This is a genomic window from Streptomyces sp. NPDC012769 (assembly GCF_042901205.1).
In the GTDB taxonomy this organism is placed as follows: Bacteria; Actinomycetota; Actinomycetes; order Streptomycetales; family Streptomycetaceae; genus Streptomyces.
Map to the genome: position 1 here is coordinate 842,334 of NZ_JBIBCP010000001.1, position 16,571 is coordinate 858,904.

At 71.2% G+C, this 16,571-nt stretch carries 15 protein-coding genes and 1 pseudogene; 12 read left to right on the forward strand and 4 right to left on the reverse strand.

Annotated features, from left to right (window positions below):
* Nucleotides 1–284: 284 nt before the first annotated feature.
* The 12 genes from ACFY7C_RS03895 to ACFY7C_RS03950 all read left to right on the forward strand — a co-directional run bounded on the left by ACFY7C_RS03895 (nucleotide 285) and on the right by ACFY7C_RS03950 (nucleotide 12,946).
* Nucleotides 285–1,550, forward strand: a complete 1,266-nt coding sequence (locus ACFY7C_RS03895; RefSeq protein ID WP_389643261.1) for a cytochrome P450 — start codon at nucleotides 285–287, stop codon at nucleotides 1,548–1,550.
* A gap of 599 nt (nucleotides 1,551–2,149) precedes the next feature.
* Nucleotides 2,150–3,052 carry a PP2C family protein-serine/threonine phosphatase gene (locus ACFY7C_RS03900; RefSeq protein ID WP_389643264.1) on the forward strand — a complete coding sequence of 301 codons (903 nt, stop codon included), beginning with the start codon at nucleotides 2,150–2,152 and terminating at the stop codon, nucleotides 3,050–3,052.
* Between the two features lie 111 nt (nucleotides 3,053–3,163).
* On the forward strand, nucleotides 3,164–4,129 hold the full coding sequence (locus tag ACFY7C_RS03905; protein WP_389643267.1) for an MASE1 domain-containing protein: 966 nt from the start codon (nucleotides 3,164–3,166) through the stop codon (nucleotides 4,127–4,129).
* Between the two features lie 128 nt (nucleotides 4,130–4,257).
* The gene (locus ACFY7C_RS03910; RefSeq protein ID WP_389643270.1) at nucleotides 4,258–4,350 is read left to right on the forward strand and encodes a putative leader peptide; all 93 of its coding nucleotides are present in this window, start codon (nucleotides 4,258–4,260) and stop codon (nucleotides 4,348–4,350) included.
* A gap of 207 nt (nucleotides 4,351–4,557) precedes the next feature.
* Nucleotides 4,558–5,607, forward strand: a complete 1,050-nt coding sequence (locus ACFY7C_RS03915) for an ABC transporter substrate-binding protein (protein ID WP_389643273.1) — start codon at nucleotides 4,558–4,560, stop codon at nucleotides 5,605–5,607.
* A 5-nt stretch (nucleotides 5,608–5,612) separates the two neighbouring features.
* A complete protein-coding gene (locus ACFY7C_RS03920; protein ID WP_389643276.1) occupies nucleotides 5,613–6,437 on the forward strand; it encodes an ABC transporter ATP-binding protein in 825 nt (274 codons plus the stop codon).
* Nucleotides 6,438–6,451: 14 nt separating this feature from the next.
* A complete protein-coding gene (locus ACFY7C_RS03925) occupies nucleotides 6,452–7,384 on the forward strand; it encodes an ABC transporter permease (protein ID WP_389643279.1) in 933 nt (310 codons plus the stop codon).
* Nucleotides 7,385–7,480: 96 nt separating this feature from the next.
* Nucleotides 7,481–8,818: an LLM class flavin-dependent oxidoreductase gene (locus ACFY7C_RS03930; protein WP_389643282.1), complete on the forward strand. Its 1,338-nt coding sequence runs from the start codon at nucleotides 7,481–7,483 to the stop codon at nucleotides 8,816–8,818.
* Nucleotides 8,815–10,437 (forward strand): FAD-binding protein, encoded by a 1,623-nt coding sequence (locus ACFY7C_RS03935; protein ID WP_389643285.1) that lies wholly within the window; start codon nucleotides 8,815–8,817, stop codon nucleotides 10,435–10,437. The genes ACFY7C_RS03930 and ACFY7C_RS03935 overlap by 4 nt, the downstream gene beginning before the upstream one ends.
* Nucleotides 10,434–10,802: a 4Fe-4S dicluster domain-containing protein gene (locus tag ACFY7C_RS03940; protein ID WP_389643288.1), complete on the forward strand. Its 369-nt coding sequence runs from the start codon at nucleotides 10,434–10,436 to the stop codon at nucleotides 10,800–10,802. Before ACFY7C_RS03935 ends, ACFY7C_RS03940 begins: the two co-directional genes overlap by 4 nt.
* 138 nt (nucleotides 10,803–10,940) lie before the next feature.
* Entirely contained in the window at nucleotides 10,941–11,399 is a 459-nt protein-coding gene (locus ACFY7C_RS03945) for an RrF2 family transcriptional regulator (RefSeq protein WP_389643291.1), read from the forward strand.
* A gap of 440 nt (nucleotides 11,400–11,839) precedes the next feature.
* Nucleotides 11,840–12,946, forward strand: a complete 1,107-nt coding sequence (locus ACFY7C_RS03950; protein ID WP_389643294.1) for an ABC transporter substrate-binding protein — start codon at nucleotides 11,840–11,842, stop codon at nucleotides 12,944–12,946.
* Between the two features lie 136 nt (nucleotides 12,947–13,082).
* Here the strand turns inward: ACFY7C_RS03950 and ACFY7C_RS03955 are convergent, their stop codons facing one another.
* The 4 genes and pseudogenes from ACFY7C_RS03955 to ACFY7C_RS03970 all read right to left on the reverse strand — a co-directional run bounded on the left by ACFY7C_RS03955 (nucleotide 13,083) and on the right by ACFY7C_RS03970 (nucleotide 16,529).
* The gene (locus ACFY7C_RS03955; protein WP_389643296.1) at nucleotides 13,083–14,054 is read right to left on the reverse strand and encodes a TauD/TfdA dioxygenase family protein; all 972 of its coding nucleotides are present in this window, start codon (nucleotides 14,052–14,054) and stop codon (nucleotides 13,083–13,085) included.
* Between the two features lie 95 nt (nucleotides 14,055–14,149).
* Nucleotides 14,150–15,298 (reverse strand): LLM class flavin-dependent oxidoreductase, encoded by a 1,149-nt coding sequence (locus ACFY7C_RS03960; RefSeq protein WP_389643299.1) that lies wholly within the window; start codon nucleotides 15,296–15,298, stop codon nucleotides 14,150–14,152.
* 52 nt (nucleotides 15,299–15,350) lie between these two features.
* Nucleotides 15,351–15,482: pseudogene (locus tag ACFY7C_RS03965) on the reverse strand (FMN reductase (NADPH)); the annotation flags it as partial.
* Nucleotides 15,483–15,545: 63 nt separating this feature from the next.
* Nucleotides 15,546–16,529 (reverse strand): ABC transporter substrate-binding protein, encoded by a 984-nt coding sequence (locus tag ACFY7C_RS03970; protein ID WP_389643302.1) that lies wholly within the window; start codon nucleotides 16,527–16,529, stop codon nucleotides 15,546–15,548.
* Between the last annotated feature and the right edge of the window lie 42 nt (nucleotides 16,530–16,571).

Sequence of the window (16,571 nt, forward strand, 5' to 3'; positions counted from 1 at the left end):
GACTCCTTCGGACGCTCCCTCGGACAGGGGCGGCACGGCGGCAAACAGGCAGGAAGGGGCTCATTGCCGCTTCCCACTCACGTACGACCGCAAGACCGCAGGGTCACGAACATCCATGACAGGGCGGGATCCACCGCGATCATCTCGTCGGCGGTCACTCGCTGGAGACGTCCGGGAAGATCACCCGCAGAGAAGCGGACCATTCCGCCGAGCCTGGCGTCCGCCCGCCGTGACGCCGCGCACACCCTGCGAACGCCGAATCACGTGCGTGTTAGCGTCCGGCCGTGACTCCCCAGGACCTCGACCTGCCCTCGCCTGCCGCGATATCCCGGCTCGACCTGCTCGGAGATGAGTTCGTCCGCGACCCCTACCCCTGGCTGGACGCGTTGCGGGCCGATGCCCCCGTGCGTCAGGACCCCGGCACCGGCCTGTGGCTGGTCAGCCGGTACGACGACATCCGGCGCGTCCTGCTGGACCCGGCGGTGTTCCGCCCTGACAACGCGCAGGACGCCGTCACCCCGCTGCCCATCGGCGTGCTGCGGATACTGGCCCGGGCCGGCTTCAGGCTTCCGCCCGCGCTCGCCAATAACGGAACGGACAGCCACCACGGTCTACGGCGCGTGGTCACCCGGTTCTTCAACGCCCAGCGCGTCGCCGCAGCCGTCCCCGTCATCGAGCGCGTCGCCGACGAGCTCCTCGACGCCGCACAGCGGCGCCTCGACGCGGCCGGCTCCTGCGACCTGTTCGAGAGCTACGCCCAGATCCTGCCCTGCCAGGTACTGATGGAGCTCCTCGGTATCGACGGTGTCGACCCCGCCACCCTGATCCGCTGGAGCGACGCCTCGCTGGAGCTGTTCTGGGGCAGGCCCACACTCGAGCGCCAGCTGGAACTGGCACCCCTCGTGGGCGAGTTCCACCAGTGGCTCACCGTGGCTGTGAGCACCGCCCCGCCGCGGCCCGGCAGCTTCGTCGAGGCACTGAGGCGCCACCACCTGCCGGACGGTCGGCCTGTGGACGTCGGGACGGCGGTCGGTGCATGCTTCTTCGTCTTCATCGCCGGCCAGTCCACCACTGGGCAACTCATCTCCACCACGCTGCACCGGGCCCTGTCCGAGCCGGACCTGTGGTCGCACGTCGCCGACGAGCAGGGCCTGGCCGAGGCATGGGTGGAGGAGGTGCTGCGCCGCGAACCGCCGGTGACCACTTGGCGCCGGATGGCTGCCGAGGCTGTGACGCTCGGCGGCGTGGACGTCCCTGCCGGGGCGCAGCTACTGCTGATGCTCATGGGCAGCGGCTCGGACCCGGAGGTGTTCGACGCCCCGGACCAGATGTGCCCGCACCGCGCCAACGCCCGCCACCATCTGTCCTTCGGCGTGGGCCGACACCGCTGCCCGGGCGCCTCATTGGCCCGGACCGAAGCCGCCGTCGCCCTTCGCGTCGCGGCCCGCCGCCTCCCCTACGCCCGCATCTCCCCGACGGACGAGCGACCGCCGATCCTCGGTCTCCTCTCCTTCCGCGCCCCTCTACGAGTCCGGGTGACCGCCCACTGAGGTGGAACTCGTCTGTCATGGCCCTCTGGTGAGCCCTGGCGCTCGCGCTCGTCCGCCGTGGCCCCCTTGTCGTACGCGTCCCGCAGGATGGTCTTGAGAACCCGGAATATGTTCACCGGGACGCGTCGGGGACGCATGCTGACCGTTTGCTGACCTGAGGGGGGCACATGATGCCCCTGACCTGCGGCGACGCCACATAGTCAGATCTTGGACTTGAGCATGGTGCGCAGCACCATGGACTCCTCGAAGACGGCTCCCTGCCTGCTTCGTGCAGGTCAAGGGCGGCGCCGGACGATGCTTGTGAGGGACATCGCTCCGATCAGGCGATACGGTCCCACCTGGCCTTTCACGCTGCCGCCGACGCCTGTCAAGGCGAGGCGATCCTCCAAAACGTCCGGCACTGGAGCACTGCGCGTGCCGGACCGTCTCCAGCTCCGCCGGTGACAGCGTCGCCGCGATCTGCGCCGATGAGATGCGGACGCCGCCCCCTCCGGGCAGAGTGGGGAAGGACCTGTTCGTACCGAGGTGGTCCCCTGCGGTCCCGCGTGCTGGAGACGGGACGGACTGATGCGAGGATTGTCGTGACGTCGGAGTGATCGATGTTCCGCAGACGGCCGGCCGACAACAGCGAGGACCTTCTGGTCCGGCTCGGGGCGCTGACCGCCAGGGCGCGGGAGTTGGCCGAGACGCAGCGTTCCCGTGTCGAGCTCGCCGTGGCACTGCAGCGCGGCATGCTGCCCTCGGACCTGCCCAGTCTGCCGGGCGCCCGGCTGGCCGTCCGCTATGAGCCCGCCACCCACGGGCTCAACGTCGGCGGTGACTGGTACGACGCCTTCTCCCTGCCCGGCGGGCAGATCGGCATGTCCATCGGTGACGTGCAGGGGCACAACATCGAGGCCGCCGCCTTCATGGGACAGGTCCGCGTGGCACTGCGCGCGCTGGCCTCCGTCACCGGAGACCCGGGAGAGCTGCTCGGTCGCACCAACGACCTGCTGATCTCTCTGGGCGCCGACCTCTTCGCCACCTGCACCTTCCTGCGGCTCGACCCCGCCGCCGGCACCCTGGAGTGCGCCCGGGCCGGTCACCTCCCCCACATCTGGGCCACGACCGACGGCCGCTCCGGCATCGACGACAGCGAGGGCGGGCCTCCTCTCGGTGTGCTCCGCGGCGTCGACTACCCGGCCACGCGCCACCGGCTCACCGTCGACGGTGTCTTCGTCCTCCTGACCGACGGGGTGGTGGAGGGGCCCTCGCTCCACGTCGACGAGGGTCTGGAGCGGGTGACGAGGCTCGCCGGGATCACCGCCGTCGCCGGGCTGGACGTCGAGGCGCTCGCCACCGCCGTCATGAAGCTGGCCGCCACGGTGGGACACGAGGACGACGCGGCCGTCCTGGTCGTCGGCCATGACGGCGGTCCGGCCCGGTCGGCGGCCGAGGAGCGGGCAGAGGGGTCCCGCCTCGGGCCGGGGCGGGCCTCGGACCGGCCCGGGCCCGAGCCGTGAGGCGGCGCCCGACACGCAGGCGTCCTTGCGCGGTCGTGGCGGCCCGGCCGGTGTCTGATGGCTGACGTGGTGGATACTCGGCAGTTCCGGCCCTCAACCTCGGCGGCTCTGATGTCGCTGGCCGTGGCGGTCAGCTACTACGCGGCCGGACGACTCGGCCTGATGGGCCGCCTCGTCGTCGAAGGCGTGGTGGTCACCCCCATCTGGCCGCCCACCGGCGTCGCCGTCGCCGCCCTGCTGCTGCTCGGCGCGCGGGTCTGGCCCGGGATCGCCCTCGGCTCCTTCCTCGTCATCGCCTCCCTCACCGCTCCGGGGCCCACCACAGTGGTCACCGTGGCGAGCAACACCGTCGCGCCGCTCTGTGCCTTCCTGCTGCTGAGACGGGCGGGCTTCCGGCGCGACATGGCGCGGCTGCGGGACGGACTCTCCCTGGTCTTCCTCGGCGGGTTCGGCGCCATGCTGATCAGTGCGACCGCGGGGGTCGGACTGCAGGTGGCGAAGGGCTCCCTGGACGAGAGCCAGTTCTGGCCCGTCTGGCTGGCCTGGTGGGTGGGCGACACGATGGGGGTGCTGCTCGTCGCCCCGCTCCTGCTCGTCCTCGCGGGGCCGGCCGGACGGTTCCGGGTACGGCGCTGGAAGGAGGGGGCCTTTCTGGGGCTGACGACCCTGGTCCTCATGCCCATGGCCGTGCTCAGCCCGATGAGCATGCTCTTCCTCGTCTTCCCCCTGCTGATCTGGGCAGCGCTCCGCTTCCAGCTCGCCGGAAGCATGCTGTGCGCGCTCTTCGCCTCCGTGCTCACCACCTTCGAGGCGACCTCCCGGCGGGGCGCGTTCCTCCACCTGACGGACGTCGAGATCATGGTCAAGCTCCAGGCGTTCAACGGTTCCGCCGCCCTGACCGCGCTGCTTCTCGCTTCCGTCATCACCGAGCAGCGTGCGACCCGCCGGTCGGTGCGCCGCGCCTGCCAGGAACTGGCGGAGGTCCTGGAGCACCTCGCGGCCGGCGAACCCTCACCTGGCCCGCCCGGCACCTCCGAGCGCCGGGCAGTCCCACCCGGCGGGCACCGGGATCCGTGACGCCCGCGGCAGGGGTTCGGCGCTCTTTGTGAACGACTCGCTTCCGGCGTATTGCAGTGCACCCAGCATGTGAGACAGGCCCGTTTCCCGCGTTGACGTGGCTGATCGCCACTGCCAGCCTCGTCGGTGTGAGCCAGCCAGCGAACTTCACCGCGCGGTTGCACGTCGATCTTCGGCGGCACGCCAGCGCCCTCTGTGTGACCTGCTCCTGCGGCTGCTAGGCGATCCCTCGGCGGCCTCACCGGCCGCCTGACTTTCCCCGCTTCGCTCTCTGCGCGAAGGGATCCGCGCGTTCGCGGACCTCGCCGTTTCCACGTGGGCTGCTGCCGGCTCCCGTCCCGTGCGAGCAGGCCCGTACGTCCTCACCGTCATGCGCGGAAACCACCTCACCTCGCCACCCTTACGTCCCCTCTGAACAGGACATCCTCATGAGCACCTCGCCGCTGGCGAACCGACGCCAGTTCCTCGCCCTGATCGGCCTCTCGGCGGTCGCGGTCGGCTGCGGCACCGCCGTGGGCGGCGGCTCTGCCGGCAAGGGCGGTACGAAGACGCTGCGGTATCAGGGCTGGGCCGGCCAGGTGATTCCCGCGGAACTCGCAGCGGACCTGGGCTTTCTGGACGACGTGAAGCTGGAGTGGGTCGGCAACACCATCAGCGGCCCGCAGGACATCCAGTCGGCGGCCACCGGCCAGACCGACTTCGGTGGTGCGTTCAACGGCGCCGTGGTCAAGCTCGCCGCGAGCGGCGCCCCGATCAAGGCCGTCATCAGCTACTACGGCTCCGACCAGCACGCGTACAGCGGCTACTACGTCCTCGCCGACAGTCCGATCCGCTCCGCCCGCGACCTCGTCGGCAAGAAGGTCGGCATGAACACCCTCGGCGCGCACTCCGAGGCCATGCTCGACATCTACCTCCAGCGCGGCGGACTGCCGGCGGCGGACGCGGACAAGGTCGAGCCCCTCGTCGTACCTCCGGTCAACACCGAGCAGTCCCTGCGCCAGAAACAGATCGACGTCGCCGTGCTGGGCGGGGTCCTCCGGGACAAGGCGCTGGCGAAGGGCGGGATCCGGCCGCTCTTCACCGATCACCAGCTTCTCGGGTCCTTCAGCGCGGGGACGTACGTCATGACGGAACGATTCACCCGCCAGAACCCGGACATGGTACGCACGTTCGTCACCGGCGTCGCGCGCGCCCTCGACTGGACGCGCACCACCCCGCGTGAGGAGGTGGTCGCCCGCATGACGGACATCGTGAGGAAGCGGAAGCGGAACGAGGACGTCGACACGCTGCGCTACTGGAAGTCGTACGGCGTGAGCGAGCCCGGCGGACGCATCACGGGCGACGAACTCAAGCTCTGGCTGGACTGGTTGACCGAGCGTGGCGACATCCCGAGCGGCAAGGTCCGGCTCGAATCCCTCTACACCAACGAGTTCAATGCCGCCGTGGCGTCCACCGCCCCGACGCCGAGCGGGAGGTGAATCGCGTGGGTCACACCGCGAAGATCGTGTTCGACGGCGTACGCAAGGAGTTCGCTCTCCCGAAGAGAGCGGGCGGAAGATCCGTGGTCACCGCGCTCGACGGGATCGACCTGTCCGTCGGCGCCGGAGAGTTCCTCGTCGTCGTGGGTCCCAGTGGCTGCGGCAAGTCGACCCTCCTCGACCTGCTCGGCGGCCTGACACGGCCCACTGCCGGTCGGATCCTCCTCGACGGTGCGCCGGTCACCGGCCCGGGTGTCGACCGGAGCATCGTCTTCCAGCAGTACGCGCTGCTCCCGTGGCGCACCGCGCTGGGCAATGTGGAGTTCGGCCTGGAGGCCGTCGGCACCCCTCGGCGCCAACGGGCCGAGCGGGCCAGGGAGTTCCTCGACCTCGTCGGCCTGGGCGGGTTCGAGGGACACCATCCGCACGAGCTGTCCGGCGGAATGCGCCAGCGGGTCGCCATCGCACGCAGTCTGGCCTACGACCCGGACGTGCTGCTGATGGACGAGCCGTTCGCGGCACTGGACGCTCAGACGAGGGAGTCCCTCCAGGACGAGCTGCTGCGCATCTGGCGGCGGACGGGCAAGACGGTCGTCTTCATCACGCACGGCATCGACGAGGCCGTGCGCCTCGGGCAGCGCGTGGCCGTGATGACGTCACGGCCCGGCCGGATCAAGGAGGTCGTGCCGATCGATCTGCCGGAGCCGACGGGCGAGGACGATCCGCGCTCCAGCCCGGAGTTCGCGCGGTTCCGGCACCGGATCTGGTCCCTGCTGCGCGACGAGGTGTCCAGGGCCCAGCAGGAGGAGAGGGAAGGAGTCGCCCCGTGAGTTATGTGAGTTCCGTGAGTTCCGTGACATCCACGAGTACGGTCTCGGAGGCCGATGACGGTCTCCTGGTGAGCGGTCGGGCCGCCGCCCCCGACGCGCACCCGGGAGCCCACCCCCGGGGATCCGTCGCCACGTCGACCGCGCCGCGCCGTCGGCGCCTCGCGTGGTCGGCCCGCGCCTTCGCGTACGGATTCCTCAGGGCCGGCACCAAGTCGGTCGCGGTCCTCGCGCTGCTTCTGCTCTGGGAGCTGGCACCCCGACTGGCGCTGGTCGACCGGACGTTCCTGCCGCCGTTCAGCGAGGTGGCCCAGGCGTGGTGGCAGCTCGCCGCCGACGGTCAGCTCGCCGACAACGCCCGGGCGAGCCTCACCCGTTCCCTCAGCGGCTTCGGGATCGCGGTGGCGCTCGCCGTACCCCTCGGCCTGCTGATCGGCTGGTACCGGCCGGTGGCGGATCTCCTGGGCCCGCTGCTCGAGGTCTTCCGGAACACCGCCGCCCTCGCGCTGCTGCCGGTGTTCGTCCTGCTGCTCGGCATCGGCGAGACGTCCAAGATCTCGATCATCGTGTACGCCTGCACCTGGCCGGTTCTGCTCAGCACGATCAGCGCCGTGCGGTCCGTGGATCCGACGCTCCTGCGCCTGGCCCGCTCCTTGGACCTGCCCCCGGTACGCCTGTTCCAGAAGGTGATCCTGCCGGCGTCCGTGCCCGCCGTGTTCACCGGCGTCCGGCTCGCGGGGGCCGTGTCCATCCTGGTCCTGGTCGCCGCCGAGATGATCGGCGCCAAGGCGGGCCTCGGCTATCTGATCAACGCCTCTCAGTACAACTTCGCCATCCCGCAGATGTACGCCGGGATCATCACGATCTCCGCGGTCGGCGTGGCCTTCAACCAGCTCCTCGTGGCGCTGGAGCGGCGCCTCAGCTCCTGGCGGCCCTCCACCGACCGCTGACCCGCCCGGGCCGTTCCACACCCGCGCGTCACCTCGCCGGCCGTCCCGTCCACCGGCCGCCCTTCACCTACGTAACCTCACCCTCAAGGACTCGCCATGCCCGCCGCGCCTCCCCGCCACCTGCACCTGAACGCGTTCCTCATGAACGCCGGCCACCACGACGCCGCCTGGCGGCACCCGCTGACCAGCCCCGAACGTGTCACCGACCTCACGTACTTCCAGGAACTGGCCCGCACGGCCGAGCGCGGGCTGCTCGACTCGGTGTTCCTCGCCGACGGTCTCGCCCTGTGGGGCAACGCCCGGTACAACGCGCTCGGCGGCTTCGAACCGCTCACCCTCCTGTCGGCGCTGGCCGGCGCGACCGAGCACATCGGGCTCATCGCCACCGTCTCCACCACGTTCCACGAGCCGTTCACCGTGGCCCGCGCGTTCGCGTCCCTCGACCATCTCAGCGGCGGACGGGCCGGCTGGAACATCGTGACGTCCGGGACCGTCGACGAGGCCCGGAACTTCGGCCGGGACGAGCACCTGGAGCACGGCCTGCGCTACGAGCGGGCGCGGGAGTTCGTCGACGTGGCCGTGAAGCTGTGGGACAGCTGGCAGGACGACGCGATCGTGCTCGACCGCGCGGCCGGCGTCTACGCGGACACCGACAAGGTCCTGCCCGTGGACCACGAGGGAACGCACTTCAGGGTGCGCGGCCCGCTGAACGTGCCCCGCTCGCCGCAGGGCCGTCCGCTGCTGGTGCAGGCCGGATCGTCCGAGGACGGCAAGGAGTTCGCGGCCCGGTACGCGGAGGCCGTGTTCACCGCGCAGCAGACCCTGTCCGACGCGCAGGCCTTCGCCAAGGACCTCAGGGCGCGCGTGGTCCGCCACGGGCGGGCGGCGGCGGACGTGAAGATCCTTCCCGGCATCTGCCCCGTCATCGGCTCGACGGAGGCGGAGGCCCGCGCCCTTGAGCAGGAGCTCACCGACCTCCAGGTTCCCGAGTACGGTCTTGCCCAGCTCTCCGGCATGCTCGGCACCGACCTCACCGGCCTGCCGCTGGACGGGCCGCTGCCCGAACTGCCGGACGAGCGGGACATCAACGGCAACAAGAGCCGCTTCACGCTCGTCGCCGAGCTGGCTCGGCGCGACGGGCTCACCCTGCGCCGGCTGATCGCGCGGCTCGGCGGCGGGCGCGGTCACCGTGTGGTGGCCGGTACGCCGGAGCAGATCGCCGCCGAGATCGAGGAGTGGTTCACCGAGGGCGCGGCGGACGGCTTCAACATCATGCCGCCCTATCTGCCGGGCGGACTCGACCACTTCGTCGACCAGGTCGTCCCGATCCTCCAGGCCCGCCGCCTGTTCCGCACCGAGTACACCGGCCGGACGCTGCGTGAGCACTACGGGCTGCCGAGGCCGGCCGCCGTGCCCGTGGGAGCGCCGGCATGACCGGACGCGGAGGCGGTTCTCTCCGCCATGACGTCATCGACCTGACCACCGATGTCCTTGTCGTGGGCGGCGGCCCGGCCGCCACGTGGGCGGCGCTGCGGGCCGCGCAGGCCGGAGCCGAGGTCGTCCTCGCCGACAAGGGGTACTGCGGCACCAGCGGCGCGACCGCGGCCGGCGGCACCGGGGTCTGGTACGTCCCGCCCGAGCCCGCCGCCCGTGAGGCGGCGATGGCCAGCCGGGAGGCGCTGGGAGGGCATCTGGCCGAGCGGCGCTGGAAGGAGCGCGTCCTCGACGAGACGTACGCGGCCATGAACGAACTGGCCGACGAAGGCCGTTATCCCTTCCCCACCGCGCCCGACGGCACGCCGCTGCGCAACGGGCTGCAAGGTCCGGAGTACATGCGTCGCATGCGGATCCGGATCCGGAAGGCCGGGGTGCGCATCCTGGACCACAGCCCGGTGACAGAGCTGCTCACCGACGCCTCCGGCGCCGTCGCCGGTGCCCAGGGGCTGTGCCGCCAGGAGGGCGGCGCGCCGTACCGGGTACGGGCCGGGGCGGTGGTTCTGGCCACGGGCGGTTGCGCCTTCCTCAGCGGGGCGCTCGGCTGCAACGTCAACACCGGGGACGGGGCCCTGCTCGCCGCGGAGACGGGCGCCGAGCTGTCGGGGATGGAGTTCTCCAACGCGTACGGCATCGCCCCCGAGGGCACGTCCGTCACCAAGAACGCCTTCTACGCCTTCGCGACCTTCTACGACGCGGACCGGCGGGTCCTGGAGGGCGCTTCGGTCACGTCCCGTTCGGTGATCGCCCGTGCGCTCCTCGACGGGAGGGTGTACGCACGCCTCGACCGGGCCGACTCCGGCGCGCGGCGCTCCATGCGGCTCGCGCAGCCGAACTTCTTCCTCCCGTTCGACCGGCTCGGCATCGACCCGTTCACCGAACTGTTCGCCGTCACCCTGCTCGCGGAGGGCACGGTGCGCGGCACCGGCGGCATCCGGCTCACGAGCGACGACTGCGCCACGAGCGTGCCCGGCCTGTGGGCGGCCGGGGACGCGGCCACCCGCGAGCCGATCTGCGGCGGCTTCACCGGCGGCGGGAGCCACAACGCGGCCTGGGCTATCTCGTCCGGCATCTGGGCGGGCACGGGCGCCGCCCGGCACGCCCTGTCCCTCGGTGGCCGGGGCGGCACGCGCGAGACACGGCCGGCCGGCGGGGCGGGGCTGCGGCCGACCTCCGCGCGAGGCCCGGCGGAGGGGTTCCGGGACGTCATCTCCGCCGTACAGAGCGAAGTGCTGCCGTACGGGAAGAACTACTTCCGCACCGGTGACGGGCTCACCGGCTCACTGGCGGCGCTCGACACCGTGTGGACCGAGGTCCGGGCCACCCTGTACGGGAGCGGGCGCGACCTGCTCAAGGCCCGCGAGGCGGCGGCGATGACCGCGCACGCGCGCTGGATGTACGCCTCGGCCCTGGCCCGCACCGAGACCCGCGGGATGGCGAAGCGGCTCGACCATCCCGCGCTGGACCCGGCGCAGCGCCACCGCGTGGTGACGGGCGGCGTGGACCGCGTGTGGACCCGTCACGACCCCGTACCCCCGTTCCAGGAGGTGACCCGGTGATCGAACTGGTCTCCGCCGACCGCTGCATCACCTGCGACAAGTGCATCGCCGTCTGTCCGACGGACGTGTTCGACCGGGGCGCCGACGGCGTCCCGGTGATCGCCCGGCAGTCCGACTGCCAGACCTGCTTCCAGTGCGAGGCCAACTGCCCCGCGGATGCCCTGTACGTGGCCCCGCAGGCCCTGCCGGTGCCGGACGACGCCGGGGTCCGCGACGAGCACCGCCTCGTACGTGCCGGACTGCTCGGCAGCTACCGCCGGGACATCGGCTGGGGCCACGGCCGCACGCCCGGCGCCCGCCTCGCGGTCGGCCCGCCCCTCGCCGCCCCGGGCAACGAAGGCGCTGCCCTGCCCATCACCTCCTGAAGCCCCCGTACCTTCCCCACGCGCGAGGCCCTCTCACGCCCGTCGACCTCGATGGTCCGGCGCATCTCGTCGACGTCCTGCAAGTGCGGGGAAGGCGGGGCGCGGCGGCGGCTCAGCCGCGTACGGGATAATGCGCGCATGCGGATCTCAGCCCGAGCGGACTACGCGGTACGCGCAGCCCTCCTCCTCGCCGGCGCCCCGAAGACCACTCCCCTGAAGGCGGAGTTCCTCGCCGAGACGCAGGAGATCCCGCACAAGTTCCTGGAGAGCATCCTGAACGACATGCGGCGTGACGGTCTGGTGGTCAGCCAGCGCGGCGCCAGCGGCGGGTACCGGCTGGCGAGGGCACCGGAGGACATCTCGGTCGCCGACGTGGTGCGCGCGGTCGAGGGACCGCTCGTCTCGGTGCGGGGCGTACGCCCGCCGGACCTGACGTACCAAGGTCCCGCCGAGGCGCTCCTCCCGTTGTGGGTCGCCCTGCGGGCGAACGTTCGCCAGATCCTCGAAGGGGTCTCGCTCGCGGACATCGCCTCGGGCCGGCTGCCCGATTTCATCCACACCCTGGCGGAAGACCCCGCCGCCTGGTCCAACCCCTAGGTCGTCGGTCGGTTCAGCGCGCTGCGGGTCCTGCATCGTGAGGCGGGACCGGCCTGGACATCCCAAGAAGCGAGATGCGGTCGTCCACCATCCGAACGCCCTCTTGGGGCGGCAGCCCGTTTCTGCCACCATCCCTATCAACCGACTGGGAAAGCTAGGGATTGCGAGGGAGTCATGCGAACGGCGCATCACGCCACCCTCATCCCTCTCACGTCGCGGCGCCACATCGACCTCGGTCACACGTCCAGCGCCATCTGTCAGCGCGCCTGAGACCGTCCCACGAAACCGGCACCCGGCCCATGCCCGTGCCCGTGCCTCACGCCCTCAGACGGGCATGGGGCGACACGGGCGTGCGCGACTCCGGCGCCTTCGCCGTTCCCGTCGGCTTCACCCCCCGCTTCCCGTACCTGCCGATCGCCTCATCCTCGAGAGGACACCCCGTGTCTGCCGCAAGACCGCTCTCCACCCTGCGCACCCTCGCCGCCCTGTCCGCCCTCCCTCTGCTTCTCACCGCCTGCGGCTACGGATCCGCGTCCACCGACAACGACAAGAAGGCCGAGGTCGCGGCGGACGGCAAGAAGCTCTCCGCCGACAAGGTGCGCATCGGCTACTTCCCCAACCTCACGCACGCCACCGCCCTGATCGGCGACCAGCAGGGCATCTTCCAGAAGGAGCTCGGCGGCACCGAGCTGAAGGTCTCCACCTTCAACGCCGGCCCGTCCGAGATCGAGGCGCTCAACGCCGACTCGATCGACATCGGCTTCATCGGCCCCTCCCCCGCGATCAACGGCTACACCAAGTCCAAGGGCAAGAACCTGCGCATCATCGGCGGTTCGGCGTCCGGCGGCGTGAAGCTGGTCGTGAACCCCGACAAGATCAAGACCCTGGACGACGTCAAGGGCAAGAAGATCGCCACTCCGCAGCTCGGCAACACCCAGGACGTCGCCTTCCTCAACTGGATCTCCGAGAAGGGCTGGAAGGTCGACGCCCAGAGCGGCAAGGGCGACGTCTCCGTGGTCCGCACGGACAACAAGGTGACCCCGAACGCCTACAAGTCCGGTTCCATCGACGGTGCCTGGGTGCCGGAGCCGACCGCGTCCAAGCTGGTCAGCGAGGGCGCGAAGGTCCTCCTCGACGAGTCCGACCTGTGGCCGGACAAGAAGTTCGTCATCACCAACATCATCGTGTCGCAGAAGTTCCTCGCCGAGCACCCCGACGTCGTCGAGGCGGTCCTGCGCGGCTCGGTGAAGACGAACGCGTGGATCAACGCCAACCCGGACAAGGCGAAGACCGCGGCCAACGCCAAGCTGAAGGAACTCACCGGCAAGCCGCTCGGCGAGGCGGTGATCAACGGCGCCTGGCCGTCCATCACGTTCCTCGACGACCCGCTGGCCGCCACCCTCGACGCGCAGGCACAGCACGCGGTGAAGGCCGGCCTGCTCAAGCAGCCGGAGCTGAAGGGGATCTACGATCTCAGCACCCTCAACAAGGTCCTCAAGGCCGAGGGCAAGCCCGCGATCGACGACGCCGGCCTCGGCGTGAAGTAACCGGCGACGAAGCCGAATTCCTCCGGCGACCTGGCGACCGTACGGACAGGAGCGCGCCGCGCCGGCCCGCTTCCCCGCACGCGACCGCCCGGCGCGGCCCTCGGAACGGGTACGCGCCGGGCGGTCGCGGCATGAATCAGACCTCCGCGAGCGCGCCGTCGGTGGACGCGCCGGAGGCGATGCCGTACGCCGGCTCGGGCACCGTCTCCGGGGACAGCAGAACCGAGGGTCGGCCGTCCACGCCGACCGGGACGTCTCCGTCGACGGTGACCCGGCGCAGGGTCCGCTCGTGGTCGTCGGAGTCGTCCACGCCGTAGTGCTGCGTGGCGCGGTTGTCCCAGACGGCGACGTCGCCCGCGCGCCACTGCCAGCGCACCGTGTTCTCCGGACGCTCCACATGGGACTGGAGCACACCGATCAACGCACGGGAGTCGTGGCCGTTGAAACCGGTGAGCCTCTGCAGGAAGTTGCCGAGGACCAGAGCGCGTTCACCGGTTTCGGGGTGGACGCGCACGACGGGGTGCTCGGTGCGGAACGCGGTCGACGTGAACACCTGGCGGTGCTGTGCCAGCGCCTCGGACGGGGCGTCGGGGCGTACCGCCGCGTAGTCGTAGTCGTTGGTGTGGACGCCGCGCAGGCTGTCCGCCAGCACCCGCAGGGCCTCGGGCAGTTCGGCGTACGCGGTGGCGGTGTTGGCCCACAGGGTGTTGCCCCCGTAGGGCGGCACGACCTCGGCACGCAGGATCGAGAAGGCGGGATAGGCGGGGACGAAGGTGACGTCCGTGTGCCACTGGTTGGCCCTGCCGCCGTGGTCGTTGTCGATGCCGAGCGCGTAGCGGCCGTCCACGGACGGCACGGTCGGATGCGCGACCGGGGTCCCGAGGAGGCGGGCGAACGCCTCGTGGCTCTCCGTGTCCAGGTGGTTCTGGTCACGGAAGAAGACCACCTTGTGGTCGAGGATCGCGCCGCGGATCGCGGCCACCGTCACCTCGTCGAGGTGGCCGCCGAGGCGGACTCCGGAGATGACGGCGCCGATACGGCCGCCGGTCTTCTCGACGGTGATTCCGGCGCTCAGCGGGACGGAGGGAGCGGGGGCGGTGGAGGTCATGGAACGGTCCTGCCTTTCGATCGGGGTCTGAGGAGGGTGAGGAAGAACGCGGGCCGATCGGCGGGGGTGAGCCGTGCTCCGCGCGGGAGCCCAGGTCAGCGGCCCGCCTGCGCGAAGGGCACCCGGACGGCCGCCGCGTCGGGGCGGGTCGGCGGCCGCCACGAGCCCTGGGCTCGCAGCAGGGGCAGCACGCCCTCGCCGAACCAGTACGCCTCCTCCAGGTGCGGGTAGCCGGAGAGCACGAACTCGTCGATGCCGAGCCGGTGGTACTCGGTGATCCGCTCGGCCACCTCGGCGTGACTGCCCACCAGGGCCGTGCCCGCGCCGCCACGTACCAGGCCGATCCCGGCCCACAGGTTGGGGTGGATCTCGAGGCCGTCCCGGCCGCCGCCGTGCAGGGCGAGCATGCGCCGCTGCCCTTCGGACTCGCTGCGCTCAAGGCCGCTCTGAACGGCGCGAACGGTCTCGTCGTCGAAGCCGTCGAGCAGCCGGCGGGCCTCGGCCCACGCCTGCTCGGAGGTGTCGCGGGTGATGACGTGCAAGCGGATGCCGAAGCGGATGCTCCGGCCCTCCTTCTCGCCCAGGGCACGGATCCAGGCGATCTTCTCGGCGACGGCGGCGGGTGGTTCTCCCCAGGTGAGGTAGAGGTCGGCATGGCGGGCGGCGACCCGGCCGGCGGCGGGTGAGGAGCCGCCGAAGTAGACGGCCGGGCGCGGATCGGGTACGCGGGCCAGCCGAGCGTCCTCGACGCGAAGGTGCTCGCCCGTCAGGCTCACGGTACGGCCGTCCCACAAGCCCCGCAGGATGTGCAGGAACTCGTCCGTGCGGGCGTACCGGGCGTCCTTGTCCAGGAAGTCGCCGTAGGCGCGCTGTTCACGGCTCTCGCCGCCGGTGACGACGTTGATGAGCAGCCGTCCGCCGGTCTGCCGCTGGAAGGTGGCGGCCATCTGCGCGGCCAGGGTCGGGGAGACGAAGCCGGGGCGGAAGGCGACGAGGAACTTCAGCCGCTCGGTGTGCCGGCTGACCATCGCGGTCGTCAGCCAGGCGTCCTCGCACCAGGCGCCGGTCGGTGTGAGAACGCCGGTGAAGCCCAGGTCCTCGGCCGCGCGGGCGATCTGGGTGAGGTAGCCGACGGTCGGCGGCCGGTCGCCGCCGGACGCCGTGGCCGGGGTGCCGTGGCCACCGCCGACGACGTGCCGGCTGTCGCCGTTGGTGGGCAGGAACCAGTGGAAGGTGAGGCTCACGGGCGCGACGCTTTCACTCGGGACGGGCTGGGACGGGGCGAGGCCGACGTGCTCAGCCGACGGCGGCCAGCAGGGCCGTACGGCCGCCGAGGGCGGCGGAGAACCGGTCCGTGACCTGGGCGAGCCCCTCGGCCGGGCCCGGCGCGACGGTCAGGGTGCCGTCGTCCCCGACAGTGAGGTCCTTGGGAGTTTCGGACGGGGAGCGGTCTCCTGGGCGGATCGGCGCAGTCGGTCGGTCCGGCGATGCCTACTTGTTGGTCCTGGGCAGGCCGGGCGGGTTGATCCGGGACGAGGTCACGGCCTCGGTGGAGAGGCCCCACCGCTCGAGGACCTTGGCGTACGTGCCGTTCTCGATGACCTGGTTGAGGGCGTCGGCGAGCGGCTCGGCCAGGCCGTTGCCCTTCTTCGTGGTGGCGGCGATGAGGCCCTGGAGGGTGGCGCCGGCCCCCGAGTAGGTGCCGACGACCTCCGTCCTGCCGGTGGTGGCGGCGTGGTAGGCGGCGGTCGGGTGGGGCCCGAGGTAGAGGTCGATGCGGCCGGACTGGAGGGCGAGGTAGGTGTCGCTGTCGTTCTGGTAGTACTTGATGTCCACCGGCTCGCGGCCGGCCTTCTCGTTCTCCTCGCTCCACTCGACGAGGAGCTTCTCCTGGTTGGTGCCGCTGCTCACGGCGACGGTCCTGCCCGCCACGTCCGCCGGTCCGGCGATCTTCAGACCGCTGCCCTTCTTCGCCTCGAAGCCCAGGTTGTCCTCGCGGTAGGTGGCGAAGTCGTACTTCTCCTTGCGTTCCTCGGTGACGGTGATGTTGCTGAAGCCGACGTCGTACCTGCCGCTGTCGAGGCCGACGAAGATGTTCTCCCAGGAGACGGTGTTGATGTGCGGCTCGAGGCCGAGGACGTCGGCGACGAGGTGGGCGATGTCGGTCTCGGCACCGATCACGGTCTTGTTGTCGGTGGCGCGGAAGGTGAGTGGTGCGGCGGAGCCGGACGAGTTGACGATCTCCAGGGTGCCGCGCTTGCGGATCTCCGCCGGCACCCGCGCGGCGATGGAGTCGACCTTGGCGGTGGTCACGCGGTTCTGGTCCGGGCTGAGGTTGATCTTCGTGGTGCCGCCCTTCGCGGCCGCGACCTCGGTCGTACCGCCGTCGGAGGGGTTGGCGCAGGCGGCGAGGGCGAAGGCGGAGGCGAGTCCGAGCACGGCGGCGACGGCGCGGCGGGCGAGGGTGGTGGACACGGTGGTTCTCCTTGCGTTGCGTGTAGGTGGGCGGCCGTGCGG

Bases quoted from the DNA above. Each gene is read 5' to 3' on its own strand.
- ACFY7C_RS03900 (WP_389643264.1), top strand. From the start codon at position 2,150: ATGTTCCGCAGACGGCCGGCCGACAACAGCGAGGACCTTCTGGTCCGG.
- ACFY7C_RS03905 (WP_389643267.1), top strand. From the start codon at position 3,164: ATGTCGCTGGCCGTGGCGGTCAGCTACTACGCGGCCGGACGACTCGGC.
- ACFY7C_RS03915 (WP_389643273.1), top strand. From the start codon at position 4,558: ATGAGCACCTCGCCGCTGGCGAACCGACGCCAGTTCCTCGCCCTGATC.
- ACFY7C_RS03930 (WP_389643282.1), top strand. From the start codon at position 7,481: ATGCCCGCCGCGCCTCCCCGCCACCTGCACCTGAACGCGTTCCTCATG.
- ACFY7C_RS03935 (WP_389643285.1), top strand. From the start codon at position 8,815: ATGACCGGACGCGGAGGCGGTTCTCTCCGCCATGACGTCATCGACCTG.
- ACFY7C_RS03945 (WP_389643291.1), top strand. From the start codon at position 10,941: ATGCGGATCTCAGCCCGAGCGGACTACGCGGTACGCGCAGCCCTCCTC.
- ACFY7C_RS03955 (WP_389643296.1), bottom strand. From the start codon at position 14,054: ATGACCTCCACCGCCCCCGCTCCCTCCGTCCCGCTGAGCGCCGGAATC.